Below are 14,448 nucleotides of genomic sequence, written 5' to 3' on the forward strand. Positions count from 1 at the left end.
ATGGCCGACCCCGTGAAGTCCCCCACCGCCGCCAAGGTGATCATCACCTGCGCGGTGACCGGCGGTATCCACACCCCGACCATGTCGGACGCGTTGCCCTACCGTCCCCAGGACATCGCGACCCAGGCGATCGCCGCCGCCGAGGCCGGCGCCGCCGTCCTCCATCTCCATGCCCGCCATCCCGAGACCGGCCGGCCCTCGCCGCATCCGGAGGACTTCCTGTCGTTCCTGCCGCAGATCAAGCAGGCGACCGACGCCGTCCTCAACATCACCACCGGCGGCAGCCTCGACATGACGGTCGAACAGCGGCTGGCCGCGGCCCTGCGCCTAGCACCGGAGATGTGCTCGCTCAACATGGGGTCGATGAACTTCGGCATCTTCCCGCTCGCGGAGCGCTACTCGAACTGGAAATTCGATTGGGAGGAGCCCTATCTGCGCGGCACCGACGACTTCATCTTCCGCAACACCTTCCGCGACATCGCCCGCATCCTGGAGCTGCTCGGCGAAGGCCACGGCACCCGCTTCGAGCACGAATGCTACGATGTCGGCCACCTCTACAACCTCGCCCATTTCGTCGATCGCGGGCTGGTGAAGCCGCCGTTCTTCGTCCAGATGATCTTCGGCATTCTCGGCGGCATCGGTGCCGACCCGGAGAATCTGTCGTTCATGAAGCGCACCGCCGACAAGCTGTTCGGCAAGGACTATCGCTGGTCCGTGCTCGCCGCCGGCCGTCACCAGATCCCGTTCTGCACCCAGGCGGCGATGCTCGGTGGCTCGGTCCGCGTCGGGCTCGAGGACAGTCTCTTCATCGGCCGCGGCAAGTTGGCGGCGAACAACGCCGAACAGGTCGCCAAGATCCGGCGCATCGTCGAGGAATTGGGCCTGGAGGTCGCCACACCGGCCGAAGCGCGCGCCATGCTCGCCCTCAAGGGCGGCGATCGCGTCGCGTTCTGACGGAGCCGCGGAACACGGCCGTCTCCGCCTCGCGGCTCGGCGTCGAAGCGCGCGCGATCGCTTCGCGCTCCGGCTGTCGCAGGAAGGTCCGCGCCGGAAGGGGAGGGGCGCTCGCCGAGGGCTCGTCGAGCGGCCCCGGACGCGCCGCGCCTTCCGTCTCGGCGGATTGCCGGTCGGGCTCCGGGTCTCGGGAAGTCCTGCTCGCCCGCCTTCACGGCGGCGCCCCGCTCAGTCGGACCGCGCTGCCGCCATGATGGATTGCAACGATGCGAGCTCCGCCGCACCTTCGCGTACCATGAATTCGAGGAAGGTCGCGGCCGTCAGGGAGAGGTGCTTTCCGGCCAGGTGGACGGCGTTCCAGGTGCGGCGCAAGGGGAAGCCGACCACGTCGAGGATCGCGATGCGGCCGCTCTCCAGTTCCGCCGACAGTGTGCTGGCCGACACCACCGATACACCCAGACCGGCGATGACGGCCTGCTTGATCGCCTCGGTGGATCCCAGTTCCATGTAGACGTTGAGCGAGCGGCGGTGTTCCGCCACGAGCCCCTCCATCGCCGACCGGGTGCCGGAGCCGACCTCGCGGATCAGATGGTTCTCCGCCGCGAAGCGCTCGAGCGGGATGTCGCGCTCGTGCGCCAGCGGATGGTCGCGATAGGAGATGGGAACCAGGAGATTCTCGAGAAACGGCCGTGAACTCAACGTGAGGCCGTCCGGCACCTGACCCATGACGACGAAGTCGTCCTCGTTCGAGATCAGCCGCTCGATGACGCGTTCGCGGTTGGTGACCTTGAGCTGCGGCTGCACCTCCGGATGCTCGCGCAGGAAGCGGCCGAGGAAGTGCGGCATGAAGAACTGGGCCGAGGTCACGCAGGCCAGACACAACGGACCGGCCACGTGCCCCTTGAGATCGCCCACGCTGGCGGCGAGTTGCTTCAGCTGGTTCAGGACGCCGACCGCGGTGGCATAGACCTCTTCGCCGGCCCGGGTGAGAAAGATCTTCTTTCCCAACTGCTCGAGCAGCGGCATGCCGATGCTCTCCTCCAGACGCTTGATCTGGATCGATACCGCCGGCTGGCTGAGATGTAGCTCCTCCGCCGCACGGGTATAGCTGCGGTGGCGTGCCACGGCTTCGAACAGCCGGATCTGTTGTAGGGTCCATCTGCGGATCATAAACCACCGTATATGCTGATCATATCAATAAATAATTGTTATTAATTTTCGATGCCGGGTAGTGTCAACCCAATCGCGCATCGGACCGACCCGCGGGGCGGTGAATGCGTGCCGGAATCCAACCTTCGATCCAGAGGAGTGTGGCATGGCCAAGACTTACCAAGCGGGCGTCAAAGAATACCGCGAAACCTACTGGGAGCCGACGTACACGCCCAAGGAATCCGACGTTCTGGCGGTGTTCAAGATCGTTCCGCAGGCCGGCGTGCCGCGTGAGGAAGCCGCCGCCGCCGTGGCCGCGGAATCGTCGACCGCCACCTGGACGACGGTGTGGACCGACCTGCTGACCGACATGTACTACTACAAGGGCCGCGCCTACGCGATCGAGGACGTGCCCGGCGACGACGAAGCGTTCTACGCCTTCATCGCCTATCCGATGGGCCTGTTCGAAGAAGGCTCCATCGTCAACGTCTTCACGTCGCTGGTCGGCAACGTGTTCGGCTTCAAGGCCGTGCGTTCGCTCCGCCTCGAAGACGTGCGCTTCCCGCTGTGGTTCGTCGTCACCAACCCCGGCCCGCCGCACGGACTCTACGTCGAGCGCGACAAGCTGAACAAGTACGGCCGCCCGCTGCTCGGCTGCACCATCAAGCCGAAGCTCGGCCTGTCGGCCAAGAACTACGGCCGCGCCGTCTACGAGTGTCTGCGTGGCGGTCTCGACTTCACCAAGGACGACGAGAACGTCAATTCGCAGCCGTTCATGCGCTGGCGTGATCGCTTCGCCTTCTGCCAGGAGGCCATCGACAAGGCCGAAGCGGAGACCGGCGAATACAAGGGTCACTATCTCAACGTGACCGCCCCGACCGTCGAGGACATGTTCGAGCGCGCCGAGTACGCCAAGGAGATCGGCTCCAAGATCATCATGTCCGACTTCATCACCCTCGGCTGGGCGGCGCACACCTCCCTGTCCAAGTGGTGCCGTAAGAACGGCATGCTGCTGCACGTCCATCGCGCCATGCACGCGGTGATCGACCGCAACCCGAAGCACGGCATCAACTTCCGCGTCCTGACCAAGATGCTGCGCCTGATGGGCGGCGATCACCTCCATTCCGGCACCGTCGTCGGCAAGCTCGAGGGCGATCGCGAAGCCACCCTCGGCTGGATCGGCATGATGCGCGACCGCTACACCAAGGAAGATCGCGCCAAGGGCATCTTCTTCGATCAGGACTGGGGCCAGATGCCCGGCCTGTTCCCGGTCGCCTCCGGCGGCATCCATGTCTGGCACATGCCCGCCCTGGTCTCGATCTTCGGCGACGACTCCGTTCTCCAGTTCGGTGGCGGCACCATCGGTCACCCCTGGGGCAACGCCGCCGGCGCTGCGGCCAACCGCGTCGCGCTGGAAGCCTGCGTCCAGGCCCGCAACGAAGGCCGTCACCTCGAGAAGGAAGGCAAGGACATCCTGACCAGGGCTGCCCAGCATTCCCCCGAGCTGAAGATCGCCATGGAGACCTGGAAAGAGATCAAGTTCGAGTTCGATACCGTCGACAAGCTGGACGTCGGCCACCGTTGATCCGTCAAGCCAGACAATCGAAAGGAATCAGCTATGAGCAACCTTCAGGACTACAACTCTCGCCTGGGCGATCCGGCCAGCAAGCGGTTCGAGACTTTTTCCTACCTGCCGCAGATGAACACCGATGAGATCCGCAAGCAGGTGCAGTACATCGTCGATCGGGGTTGGAACCCCGCCGTCGAGCACTGCGAGCCGGAAAATGCGATGCATTGCTACTGGTACATGTGGAAGCTGCCGATGTTCGGCGAGACCGACGTCGATCGCATCCTCGCGGAGTGCGAAGCCTGCCACAAGGCGAACCCGAAGCATCTGGTCAAGTTGATCGGCTACGACAACGCCCGCCAGACCCAGGGCACCGCCATGCTGCTGTTCCGTCCCGGCGCCTGACGCTCGGACAGGTGAACGGAGACCCCGCTCCGGTGGGGTCTCCCCGCCCGGATCGGGGAAAGGGCGACCGCGTTTCCGCGCCCCGGCCGTTCGAACGACGCGAGAGTGAAGCCATGACCGACATCGCCAGCCAGTACCGCGTCAAGTCCGAGCCCTACTACAAGGCGGTCGGCAAGGAGATCGCCCAGTACGAGGCCGCCTACGACGCCCGCCTGCCGATGATGTTGAAAGGTCCGACCGGCTGCGGCAAGTCGCGCTTCGTCGAATACATGGCCTTCAAGCTCGGCAAGCCGCTCATCACCGTGGCCTGCAACGAAGACATGACCGCCGCCGATCTGATCGGCCGCTTCCTCCTCGACAAGGACGGTACGCGCTGGCAGGACGGCCCACTGACCACCGCGGCGCGGATCGGCGCCATCTGCTACCTGGACGAAGTCGTCGAAGCGCGGCAGGACACCACCGTGGTGATCCATCCCCTGACCGACCATCGCCGCGTCCTTCCGCTCGACAAGAAGGGTGAACTGGTCGAAGCCCATCCCGACTTCCAGCTGGTGATCTCCTACAACCCCGGCTACCAGTCGCTGATGAAGGACCTCAAGCAGTCCACCAAGCAGCGCTTCGGTGCGCTGGACTTCGATTATCCCGAGCCCGCCATCGAGGCCGAGATCATCGCCCACGAAGGCAAGGTGGACAGAGCCGTCGCGGAGAAGCTGGTCCAGGTGGCGGCGCGGTCGCGCAACCTCAAGGGCCACGGCCTCGACGAGGGCATTTCCACGCGTCTCCTGGTCTACGCCGCCACGCTGATCGGCAGGGGCATCCCGGCGACGGACGCCTGCCAGATCGCACTGGTGCGTCCGCTCACCGACGATCCCGACATGCGCGACGCTCTCGACGCCGCGGTCGGAACCTTCTTCGCCTGATCTCCCGAGCCCGAGGGCACGCACGGGTCACGCCCCTCTCCCCCGGGGACGTGGCCCGGCGCGGCTCCCGCCACGGCTGCCGTCTCCGGTCGATCCGGCGAAACCGTCAGGAGCAGACATGGCCATCGATCTGAACCAGTACGGCGAATATCTCGAGCACCTGAACCCGGAGCTCACCGGGGTGCTGGAAGGCACCTTCCACGAAGCGGCGCGGACGATGAGCGCCGGGGCGCTGCAGCATTATCTGGAGGGTGCCAAGGGCCTCTCGAACCTGGGGCGCGGCAACGATCTCGTCGTCACCTACCTTCAGGAAATGCCGTTGGTGGCGAAGGAACTCGGCGACGAGGTGGTGAAGGACGCCGTCCTCGCCGCGATGAAGCTCTCCTCCATGACCTCCGGCGAGGTCATCGGCCTGTTCTTCTCCGCCCTGCCCACGGCCGCCCGCCGGTTGGGCGACATGGGCCTGATGCGCGCCTATCTCCAGTTCCTGCACCAACTCGCCGCTCGCGCGCCGCGCGCCTTGCGGCCGATGTTCGGCATCCTCGACGAACTCCTGTCCAAGTTGACCCTCGGCGGCCTGCGGCGTTGGGCCTTCTTCGGCGCCGACGCCTATCGCACCGATTTCAAGAACCAGATGTGCTATTTCTCTCTGCAGACCGCCGACAGTCAGGCGATGCTGCAGAAGGAACGCAAGGGCACGCTGTTCGTCGACAACCAGCGCAAGCTCTCCGCCTATCTGCGCGCCCTGTGGGGCCGCGACTTCTGGCTGCGCCCGGCGGCTGCCGACCGTTCGGAATTCAAACCCTACCTGGAAGGCCACATCCTTCACCTGCCGGATGCCGTGGACGATCTGGCGGGCCTGAAGGGCATCGACGTCTACCGGGCCGTGGCCGCCCATCTCGCCGCCCACGTCGCTCATACCTCGGCGCCGATTTCCGCCCAGGAACTGAACCCGGCGCAGATGTACCTCATCGGGCTCGTCGAAGATGCGCGGGTCGAATACAACGCCGTGCGCGCCCTACCGGGTCTCAAGCTGCTCTGGCGCACGCTGCTGAGCGCGGAAAAGGAGGGCCGGGTCGAACACGAGGCGCAGGCCTGGCTCGAGAAGCTCGCCCTCCACCTGCTCGACGCCGAGACGCCCACCGGCGATGCCGATCTCGATGCACTGGCCGCCCGTTTCCACGCCGGCATCGAGGCCAACCGGGGCGACAACCTGTTCTCCTGGCACCTCGGGATGGAACTCTACCATCTGTTGGTGCAGCGCCGAGCGCTGCCGTCGTTGCGCCAGCTCGAGAGCCTGCGTCTGCCCCATCGCGACGACAACCGCTTCGTCTGGCAGTTCGAGGAGTTCTCCTGGCAACGCAGCGTCGAGATCCTCCAGGGCCGGAAGCAGGTGCGCAAACGCGTCTCGCTGATGGAATTCGTCAACGAGGTGGAGGTCGAGACCGCCGGCGACGACGCTCAGGAGGTGTGGATCCTCGACGGCGTGCTCCATGACGACGACGGCACCACCTTCAACGAGAAATACGGCAAGGAGCCGGTGTCGGATCCCTACCATTACCAGGAGTGGGACTACCAGATTCAGCTTCATCGGCCGGATTGGGTCACGCTCTACGAGCGGCGCATGCCGAAGGAAGACCCCGACACCATCGACGACATCATTCGTCGTCACAAGCCGATCGCCAGCCGCCTGCGCCAGATCGTCGACCGTCTGCGCCCCCAGGGCGTGATGCGCGAACGCAAGCTCGAGGACGGCGACGAGCTGGACCTCAACGCCGCCGTCGACGCCATGGTCAACCTGCGCGCCGGCCTCGATTTCGACAACCGCATCACCATGCGCTACGTGTTGAAGCGGCGAGATCTGGCGGTGCTGATCCTGCTCGACCTCTCCGAATCCACCAACGAGAAGGTTCAGGGGACGGACGATACGGTGATCGGTCTGACCCGCGAGGCGGCCGCTCTGCTCGCCACCGCGGTGGGCAACATCGGCGACCCCTACGCCATCCACGGCTTCTGCTCGGACGGCCGTCACGACGTCAAATACTACCCGATCAAGACCTTCGAAGGCCGCTTCGACGACGAGGCCAAAGGGCGTCTCGCCGGCATGCGCGGCGGCTATTCCACCCGCATGGGCACGGCGCTGCGTCATGCCGGGCGTCATCTCCTGCATCAGCCGCAGAAGAAGAAGCTGCTTCTGCTCGTCACCGACGGCGAGCCGGCCGACGTCGACGAGCGCGATCCGCAATACCTGCGCCACGATACCAAGAAGGCGGTGGAGGAGTTGCGCACACAGGGCGTGAACACCTTCTGCCTGACCCTGGATCCGAACGCCGATCGCTACGTCGAGCGCCTCTTCGGACCCGCCGGCTACACCATCGTCGACCGGGTCGAGCGCCTTCCCGAACGGCTTCCGCAGCTGTTCGTCGAACTCACCGGCTGACGCCCGACGGATCGGCCGATGCGACGTGACGACGACGGGTGACACGCATGTACGATCGTCTGAACGATCTGCCGGTGTTGGACACGTATCCCTCGCGCGTCCCCGCGGCCGTCTGGAACATCTGGCGGCGCTATCGCAGCCGCATGCATCGCGGTGCGTGCTTCGGCCTCGAGGGGTTGGCACCGATGTCTCTCCTGTTGGAGGAGGACGCATGGGTGCTGATGGATTCGGGGCGGCACGACATGCCCGTGCTGGCCTGGTCGGACTTCCGCGACCAGGGACGGGGCCTCCACGAACCGGTGCGCTGCATCGTGCGGCACTATCACCAGGGGGCCTCGGCCGTGCGCGACAAGGCGCTTGCCCTCATGGCGGAAGAACTCGAAACTCGCCTGCGAGAAAGGTGACGCCATGAGTGAACGCAGCTACCCCGGCCTCCTGGACGATCGGGACGGTGGCCTCACCGATTTCGGCCGCACGGTCATGGACGCGCGCGTGTTCGGGTTCATTCCCGAGACCGAGACCTGTGCCGGCTGGGAGGTGGGGCGGCTGCAGGGCCTCGCCGATCAGGTGAGCCGGGCCTGGGCCCCCTATCGCGGCCTGCCGAGCCTCCTGCCCGATGCGCAACGGGATCTCCATGGTCGCATTTATGCGGAGGCCATCTCCCGTGCTCGCGCCGCCGGCTGGGATCCCGAACTGCGCGACGAGGATTGATCGGCGATTTCCCGTCCGAGCGACGGTGCCCATCCCGACGCCCGCCTCTTTCGCGAACCTCGCGCATGTCACGACGACAGGATCGTGCCGGCCGATGAAGTGCCGGCATGGGTGGTCCGGTCCCTGAACACCGGAACATTCGGAGTTGGAGTTTTCGGTCCGATCGCCCCGGGCGGTCCCGAGAGAGCCGTCCGCTTCCGTCGAACCGGCTGCCGGTCGCCGCCCGCAGCGACTCGGCACGCCGAGATCGCATCGGACGTCGCCGCATCGGCGTCGGCTCAACCATCCTCGAGAGCTTCGAGGATGAAGGTCGAGCGCGTCGCCGCCACACCGGGGACGTTCTGCACCCGCGCCGGCATGATCTGCGAGAAATGCGCCATGTCGTGCGCCACCACCTCGATCTGGACGTCGCAGTCGCCGGAGCCGATCCAGCAACCGACGACGTCGTCGATGGCGCGGAGCGAGTGGCCGAGGCTCGGGCGATCGCCCGGTGGATCTCCATGTCGATCTCGAACAGATCGAGAGGGTCGACGTCGGGCGGTGCGCCGTCCGAGCGATGCTGTATCTCGGCGATCACCCCGATTTCTTCGACCGTGGCGTTGCGGCACGCCGGTTCCCCCGACGGCGCCTCCAGCGCGCGGATCACGTCGATGTCGGCGATCACCTCGCGCAGGCTCGGGTTCGCGACGATCGGAGTGTCGGGAGCCGGGCCGGGTGGCGCTGCGCGCCGTCGCGGGCGAGAGGGGCGTCCGCGAAGCAGAGCTGTCGTACCGCCGTGGTGGGCGCGCCTCATGCGCAGAGGGACGATGGCCCTGGTGGCGAGGTGACGCACCTCGAGGGACCTCGAGCGGTCCTGCCGAATCCCGCGTTTCGTGACTGTCGATCGCTTCGATTTCGACCTATCGGTCATGCCGAAATGTCTCATGAGGGGCGAACATCATACGAAAAGCCCCTGATTTTTGCCGGTAGACCGCCGAATTTTCGCGATGCAGCAACGAATTCGAGTTGCGCACCTCAAAAAATAGAGGAATCTGTGGACCCCGAAGGCGGCACTCACCAGGGCCGAGGCCCACCTCGCTCCGTTCCGCGTGACCGACGCTTCCGACGACACCGCGCCCGCCGGGCGGCGATGCCTCGACATCCGAAGAGCCCGCCGGTCAACGGCGGATCCGCCCTCCCGCGAGAGGGCATCAGGAGGACTGACGATGAAACTCATCCACATGCTGACCGGCTCTCTCACGGCTCTGACCGTATGCTTGCCTCTGTCCCTGGCCAACGCCAGCGAGGCGGCGCCGGTGATCGGGTTCTCCATCGACGATCTGCGCGTCGAGCGCTGGGCTCGCGACCGCGACTACTTCGTCGCCGCCGCCAAGGAGCTCGGCGCCACCGTCTCCGTGCAGTCGGCCGATGCGAACGAGGAGAAGCAGATCAAGCAGGTCGAGAACCTCATCGCGCAGAAGGTCGACGCGATCGTCATCGTTCCGATGAACTCCAAGGTCTTCACCGCCGTGGTCGACGAGGCGCACAAGGCGGGCATCAAGGTGCTCTCCTACGACCGCCTGATCCTCAATGCCGACGTCGACGCCTACATCTCCTTCGACAACGAGCGCGTCGGCTATCTCCAGGCCGAGGCGGTGCTGAAGGCCAAGCCGGAAGGCCGCTACTACATGCTCGGCGGCTCGCCGACCGACAACAACGCCAAGTTGCTGCGCGCCGGCCAGGAGAAGGCGCTGAAGGCCGCCGTCGATGCCGGCAAGGTCAAGATCGTCGGTTCGCAGTGGGTGCCGGAATGGAGCCCGACCGCCGCGCTGTCGATCATGGAGAACGCGCTGACCGCCAACCAGAACAAGATCGATGCGATCGTCGCCTCGAACGACGGCACCGCCGGCGGCGCCATCCAGGCGCTGGCGGCGCAAGGGTTGGCCGGCAAGGTTCCGATCTCGGGTCAGGACGCCGATCTCGCCGCCATCAAGCGCGTCAAGGCCGGCACTCAGACGGTCACCATCTACAAGCCGCTGAAGCTGATTGCCACCGAGGCGGCCAAGCTGACGGTCCAGATGGTCAGGAAGCAGGCCCCGGCCTTCAACGCCAAGCTCGACAACGGCAAGAAGCAGGTCGACAGCCTGCTGCTGACCCCGGTCCCGCTGACCAAGGACAACGTCGACATGGTCGTCACCGACGGCTTCTACACCAAGGAACAGGTCGACGGTAAGTGAGTGAACCGCGTCCCGCGGCGGCCCTCCCGGCCGTCGTGGGCCTCTTCGGGTGGACGGCGAGGCGACCCGCGCGGTCGTCCCGCCTCCACCGACCGCCGCCGTCCGCTCCGCAGCGACGAAGATGGTGGACGGCCGAGCCGGATTCCGCCGGCACCGCTTGTGTCGGGGATCGAGATCGTGGTCCCGTGGAGGGGGCGAGCGGTTCGGGGATCTTCGGACGTGGGCCGACGCGAAGGACAGCGATCATGGCCGACTATCTTCTCGAGATGCGCGGCATCACCAAGGAATTCTCCGGCGTCAAGGCGATCGACGGCATCGATCTCGCGGTGCGTCCCGGCGAGTGTGTCGGGCTGTGCGGCGAGAACGGCGCCGGCAAGTCGACGCTGATGAAGGTGCTCTCGGCGGTCTATCCGCCCGGAACCTGGTCGGGCACCATCCTCTGGGAAGGCAAGGAACTCCACGCCCGCAACATCCGCGAGACGGAGGAGGCCGGCATCGTCATCATCCATCAGGAACTGATGATGGTGCCGCATCTGTCGGTCGCCGAGAACATCTTCCTCGGCTCCGAGCCGACCACCCGCGCCGGCTTCGTCGACTACGACGCGATGAACGCCTGCGCCGCCGAGCTGATGAAGCAGCTCAAGATGCCGGACATCAACGTCGCTCTGCCGGTGATGGCCTATTCGGGCGGCAAGCAGCAGCTGATCGAGATCGCCAGGGCGTTGAACAAAAACGCCAAGCTGCTCATCCTCGACGAGCCGACCTCGGCGCTCACCGCCGCCGAGACCGAGACGCTGCTCTCCCTCGTCAAGGAGTTCAAGGCGCGCGGCATGGCCTGCGTCTACATCTCCCACAAGCTCGACGAGGTGGCCGAGATCGCCGACACGGTCACGGTCATCCGCGACGGCACCCACGTCGCGACCCGTCCGATGGCGGACCTCACCACCGACAAGATCATCACCCTGATGGTCGGGCGCGAGATGAAGAACCTCTTCCCGCGGGAGGAACACGAGATCGGCGAGGTCGTCTTCGCCGCGAAGAACATCACCGTCTGGGACACCTCCAACACCGCGCGTAAGCTCGTCGACGACGTCTCCTTCGAGCTGCGCCGCGGCGAGGTCCTCGGCGTCGCCGGCCTCGTCGGCGCCGGCCGCACCGAACTCGCCTCTCACCTCTTCGGCTGCTGGAAAGGCGCTCACCAGGGCACGATCGTGCTCGACGGCAAGGAGATCCGGATACGTTCGCCGCGGGACGCGGTGCGCCAGGGCATCTGCATGGTGCCGGAGGACCGCAAGCGCCACGGTATCGTGCCGCTGATGGGGGTGGGCCACAACATCACCATGTCGGTGCTCGGTCGCTTCACCCGCCGCGGCCTGATCGACGCCGAGACCGAGATGGCGGCGATCCAGGGCGAAATCCGCCGCATGCGGATCAAGACCGCTCAGCCGCTCCTGCCCATCGCTTCGCTCTCCGGCGGCAATCAGCAGAAGGCGGTCGTCGCCAAGATGCTGTTGCCGAACCCGCGCGTCCTCATCCTCGACGAGCCCACCCGTGGCGTCGACGTCGGCGCCAAGTACGAGATCTACAAGCTGATCTTCGAACTCGCCAAGCAGGGCGTCGCGGTGCTGATGATCTCCTCGGAACTGCCCGAGGTGCTCGGCATCTCCGACCGCGTCCTGGTGATGGGGGAGGGACGTCTCAGAGGCGACTTCCCCAACACCGGACTGTCACAAGAGAAGATTCTCGCCGCCGCTCTCGGCAAGCAGGATCAGGTCGCCGCCTGAGGGCGCGAACATCGGACGAGCGTCATGACCTTTTCGAGCAAAGACCTGAGGACCTTCCTCTCCACCTACAAGATCGTCGCGTTGCTCATGATCATCGCGGTGATCTGGACCTTCTTCGGGGCCATGACCTACGATGCCGATCTCGGTGGCTCGCAGTTCCTCACGGCACGCAACTTCTCCAACCTGCTGCGCCAGATGGCGATCACCGGCATGCTCGCCTCGGCGATGGTGTTCATCATCGTCGCCGGTGAGATCGACCTCTCGGTCGGTTCGCTCCTCGGCCTGCTCGGCGGCATCGCAGCGGTGCTCGACGTCCTGTTTCACTGGCCGCTCGCCGGCACGATCGCCGTGGTCATCCTGCTGGGCATCACCATCGGCACCTTCGTCGGCTGGCTGACCGCCTACCAGGGCATCCCGTCCTTCATCGTCACCCTCGGCGGTATGCTGGTCTTCCGCGGCGCCGTGCTCGGCCTCACCGGCGGCATCACCGTCGCCCCGGCCTCCGAGGAGTTGAAGTACATCGGCCAAGGCTACCTTCCCGGCATCATGGGCAACGCCCTCGCCGTGCTGCTCTTCGTGCTGCTCGTCGTTCTCGCCTTCCGCACCCGCGCCGGCCGCCGGAAGAACGACCTGCCGGTTTCCTCGATGCCGATGGAGATCGCCCGTCTCGGCGCCATCGGTGCCGTCATCCTCGGCTTCGTGCTGACGCTCAACAGCTATCAGGGCGTGCCGGTGCCGGTGTTGATCCTGCTGGTCATCCTCGGCGTCTTCACCATCATCGGCAACAAGACGGTCTTCGGCCGGCGCATCTACGCCGTCGGCTCCAACCTCGAGGCGACGCGCCTGTCGGGCGTCGACGTCAACCTCGTCAAGGTGATGGTCTTCGCGCTGATGGGCCTGATGTGCGCGCTCGCCGGCCTGACCACGACGGCTCGTCTCGCCGCGGGCACGCCATCGGCCGGTACCGGCGCCGAACTCGACGCCATCGCCTCGTGCTTCATCGGCGGCACCTCGATGCGCGGCGGCATCGGCACGGTGATCGGCGCCCTCGTCGGTGCGCTCATCATGGCGAGCCTCGACAACGGCATGTCGATGCTCGGCGTCGAAACCTTCTGGCAGCAGATCGTCAAGGGCCTGATCCTGGTGCTCGCCGTGTGGATGGACATCGTCTCCTCCGGCAACACCCGTTGATACCGGGCTCATGAAATTCGGTGGGTCCGGCTTTCATGAGCATTACGGCCCGACCGGCCGGCGCCCGTTCGGGCTCGCCTTCGCCGAAGAAGTTTCGAACGGATCGAAACTTGTTCACCCCGGTCTGACCTCCCGAGCGCGCGGGATCGCGCTCGCCTGCCCCGGCCGGGCGACCGGCCGGGGCTTTTCTTCGTCTCGGGCTCGGTTTCGTGGGCGCGGCGGCCGGCGCCGGACACGAAACGACGCGCCGACCCGGCGATCGGCGCGTCGACGGGGGAGGGCGAAAGGCGATCGATCGCGCCTCAGCAGAGATCGATCACCACCTCAGGCTCGTAGCCGGCCGCCAGCACCGCGACGGTCGGCTCCGGCGTCAACACCATGACCTCTTCGTCCGGGTGGACCTCTTCCGCCGGCCCGTAGCCGCCGTGCGACCACGGCCGCGCACCACCGCGCCAGCGCAGCAACGGCCGGTGGGCGGCGCCCTCGCGGGTGAAGAACACGCCGTCGGGCAGATCGCCGAGGCGCCGGCGATGGCTGCGCCTGACGCCGTCCGCGAACCGCGCCTCGGCCAGCGTACCGTCGATTTCGGCGACGCGCGGCGTCACGTCCTCGTCCTGCCCGCGCGAGCGCTGCCACGCCGCCGCATAACGCAGGAAGGCCGGGCGTCGGCAACTGGCGCAGGGCCGATGCCCGGCGGCGAGCGCCACCGCCTCGTCGGCGAAGAACAGCGGCGTGTAGCGCCCGGGCGTGTCGAAGACGATCGGATCGAGCAGGCCGTGCGACAGTCGGCAGGTGATCCACCGCGTCTCGGTCGAATGATAGTCGTGGCGGATCGACCCGTCGTGGGCGTGCAGGTCGCCGCGATTGCCGAGGAGACGACCGCGCTCGGGCACGGCTTCGAGAGTTCCGAAAGGGGTCACGCGATTGCGGCGAGGCATGAGGATCTCCGGCCGGGCGATGGACGAGGATACGACGAAAGGCGGTCGCGGACACCATCGCCGCGACCGCCGATGACGTGCGGGGGAAGAGGCTCATGAGACCTGTGCGCGGATAGCCCTCGACGACCGTCATCTGACGTGATTCACTCAATCAACACAATGGATTGGGGTGT

12 protein-coding genes and 2 pseudogenes are annotated in these 14,448 nt (G+C 66.2%); 10 read left to right on the plus strand and 4 right to left on the minus strand.

The genetic code is table 11. The annotated features are described in order from the left end of the window. Positions 1-954: a 3-keto-5-aminohexanoate cleavage protein gene (locus V7Q42_RS00855; protein WP_333821711.1), complete on the plus strand. Its 954-nt coding sequence runs from the start codon at positions 1-3 to the stop codon at positions 952-954. A 228-nt stretch (positions 955-1,182) separates the two neighbouring features. Here V7Q42_RS00855 and V7Q42_RS00860 read toward each other — a convergent pair whose 3' ends face one another. Continuing rightward, positions 1,183-2,124, minus strand: a complete 942-nt coding sequence (locus tag V7Q42_RS00860; protein ID WP_333821712.1) for a LysR family transcriptional regulator — start codon at positions 2,122-2,124, stop codon at positions 1,183-1,185. Positions 2,125-2,269: 145 nt separating this feature from the next. On the opposite strand from V7Q42_RS00860, the gene V7Q42_RS00865 reads away from it, so the two are divergent. The 6 genes from V7Q42_RS00865 to V7Q42_RS00890 all read left to right on the plus strand — a co-directional run bounded on the left by V7Q42_RS00865 (position 2,270) and on the right by V7Q42_RS00890 (position 8,146). Next, a complete protein-coding gene (locus tag V7Q42_RS00865; protein WP_333821713.1) occupies positions 2,270-3,688 on the plus strand; it encodes a form I ribulose bisphosphate carboxylase large subunit in 1,419 nt (472 codons plus the stop codon). 33 nt (positions 3,689-3,721) lie between these two features. Next, complete coding sequence (locus V7Q42_RS00870; RefSeq protein ID WP_333821714.1) at positions 3,722-4,075, plus strand: ribulose bisphosphate carboxylase small subunit; 354 nt, start codon at positions 3,722-3,724, stop codon at positions 4,073-4,075. A gap of 113 nt (positions 4,076-4,188) precedes the next feature. Continuing rightward, positions 4,189-4,995, plus strand: coding sequence for a CbbQ/NirQ/NorQ/GpvN family protein (locus V7Q42_RS00875; protein WP_333821716.1), 807 nt, complete (start codon positions 4,189-4,191; stop codon positions 4,993-4,995). A gap of 118 nt (positions 4,996-5,113) precedes the next feature. Next, on the plus strand, positions 5,114-7,435 hold the full coding sequence (locus V7Q42_RS00880; protein WP_333821718.1) for a nitric oxide reductase activation protein NorD: 2,322 nt from the start codon (positions 5,114-5,116) through the stop codon (positions 7,433-7,435). 47 nt (positions 7,436-7,482) lie between these two features. Continuing rightward, on the plus strand, positions 7,483-7,839 hold the full coding sequence (locus V7Q42_RS00885) for a hypothetical protein (protein WP_333821720.1): 357 nt from the start codon (positions 7,483-7,485) through the stop codon (positions 7,837-7,839). A gap of 4 nt (positions 7,840-7,843) precedes the next feature. Then, positions 7,844-8,146: a hypothetical protein gene (locus V7Q42_RS00890; RefSeq protein WP_333821722.1), complete on the plus strand. Its 303-nt coding sequence runs from the start codon at positions 7,844-7,846 to the stop codon at positions 8,144-8,146. Positions 8,147-8,424: 278 nt separating this feature from the next. Here V7Q42_RS00890 and V7Q42_RS21410 read toward each other — a convergent pair. Both V7Q42_RS21410 and V7Q42_RS21415 read right to left on the minus strand, forming a co-directional pair. After that, positions 8,425-8,619: pseudogene (locus tag V7Q42_RS21410) on the minus strand (Lrp/AsnC ligand binding domain-containing protein); the annotation flags it as partial. A gap of 5 nt (positions 8,620-8,624) precedes the next feature. After that, positions 8,625-9,071, minus strand: a pseudogene (locus V7Q42_RS21415) (hypothetical protein); the annotation flags it as partial. A 295-nt stretch (positions 9,072-9,366) separates the two neighbouring features. On the opposite strand from V7Q42_RS21415, the gene xylF reads away from it, so the two are divergent. The 3 genes from xylF (at position 9,367) to V7Q42_RS00910 (ending at position 13,337) form a co-directional block, all read left to right on the plus strand. Then, positions 9,367-10,362: a D-xylose ABC transporter substrate-binding protein gene (xylF, locus tag V7Q42_RS00900; protein ID WP_442958153.1), complete on the plus strand. Its 996-nt coding sequence runs from the start codon at positions 9,367-9,369 to the stop codon at positions 10,360-10,362. Between the two features lie 245 nt (positions 10,363-10,607). Beyond that, entirely contained in the window at positions 10,608-12,146 is a 1,539-nt protein-coding gene (locus V7Q42_RS00905) for a xylose ABC transporter ATP-binding protein (RefSeq protein WP_333821728.1), read from the plus strand. A 24-nt stretch (positions 12,147-12,170) separates the two neighbouring features. Beyond that, a complete protein-coding gene (locus V7Q42_RS00910; protein WP_333821730.1) occupies positions 12,171-13,337 on the plus strand; it encodes a sugar ABC transporter permease in 1,167 nt (388 codons plus the stop codon). Positions 13,338-13,639: 302 nt separating this feature from the next. Here the strand turns inward: V7Q42_RS00910 and V7Q42_RS00915 are convergent, their stop codons facing one another. Continuing rightward, positions 13,640-14,275, minus strand: a complete 636-nt coding sequence (locus V7Q42_RS00915; RefSeq protein ID WP_333821731.1) for a hypothetical protein — start codon at positions 14,273-14,275, stop codon at positions 13,640-13,642. Between the last annotated feature and the right edge of the window lie 173 nt (positions 14,276-14,448).

It is taken from the genome of Pinisolibacter sp., assembly GCF_036782435.1.
Classification (GTDB): domain Bacteria; phylum Pseudomonadota; class Alphaproteobacteria; order Rhizobiales; family Ancalomicrobiaceae; genus CALBKH01.

What these genes read in the sequence shown, in the direction of transcription:
- V7Q42_RS00855 (WP_333821711.1), top strand. Translation starts at nt 1, where the DNA reads ATGGCCGACCCCGTGAAGTCCCCCACCGCCGCCAAGGTGATCATCACC.
- V7Q42_RS00860 (WP_333821712.1), bottom strand. Translation starts at nt 2,124, where the DNA reads ATGATCCGCAGATGGACCCTACAACAGATCCGGCTGTTCGAAGCCGTG.
- V7Q42_RS00865 (WP_333821713.1), top strand. Translation starts at nt 2,270, where the DNA reads ATGGCCAAGACTTACCAAGCGGGCGTCAAAGAATACCGCGAAACCTAC.
- V7Q42_RS00870 (WP_333821714.1), top strand. Translation starts at nt 3,722, where the DNA reads ATGAGCAACCTTCAGGACTACAACTCTCGCCTGGGCGATCCGGCCAGC.
- V7Q42_RS00875 (WP_333821716.1), top strand. Translation starts at nt 4,189, where the DNA reads ATGACCGACATCGCCAGCCAGTACCGCGTCAAGTCCGAGCCCTACTAC.
- V7Q42_RS00880 (WP_333821718.1), top strand. Translation starts at nt 5,114, where the DNA reads ATGGCCATCGATCTGAACCAGTACGGCGAATATCTCGAGCACCTGAAC.
- V7Q42_RS00885 (WP_333821720.1), top strand. Translation starts at nt 7,483, where the DNA reads ATGTACGATCGTCTGAACGATCTGCCGGTGTTGGACACGTATCCCTCG.
- V7Q42_RS00890 (WP_333821722.1), top strand. Translation starts at nt 7,844, where the DNA reads ATGAGTGAACGCAGCTACCCCGGCCTCCTGGACGATCGGGACGGTGGC.
- xylF (WP_442958153.1), top strand. Translation starts at nt 9,367, where the DNA reads ATGCTGACCGGCTCTCTCACGGCTCTGACCGTATGCTTGCCTCTGTCC.
- V7Q42_RS00905 (WP_333821728.1), top strand. Translation starts at nt 10,608, where the DNA reads ATGGCCGACTATCTTCTCGAGATGCGCGGCATCACCAAGGAATTCTCC.
- V7Q42_RS00910 (WP_333821730.1), top strand. Translation starts at nt 12,171, where the DNA reads ATGACCTTTTCGAGCAAAGACCTGAGGACCTTCCTCTCCACCTACAAG.
- V7Q42_RS00915 (WP_333821731.1), bottom strand. Translation starts at nt 14,275, where the DNA reads ATGCCTCGCCGCAATCGCGTGACCCCTTTCGGAACTCTCGAAGCCGTG.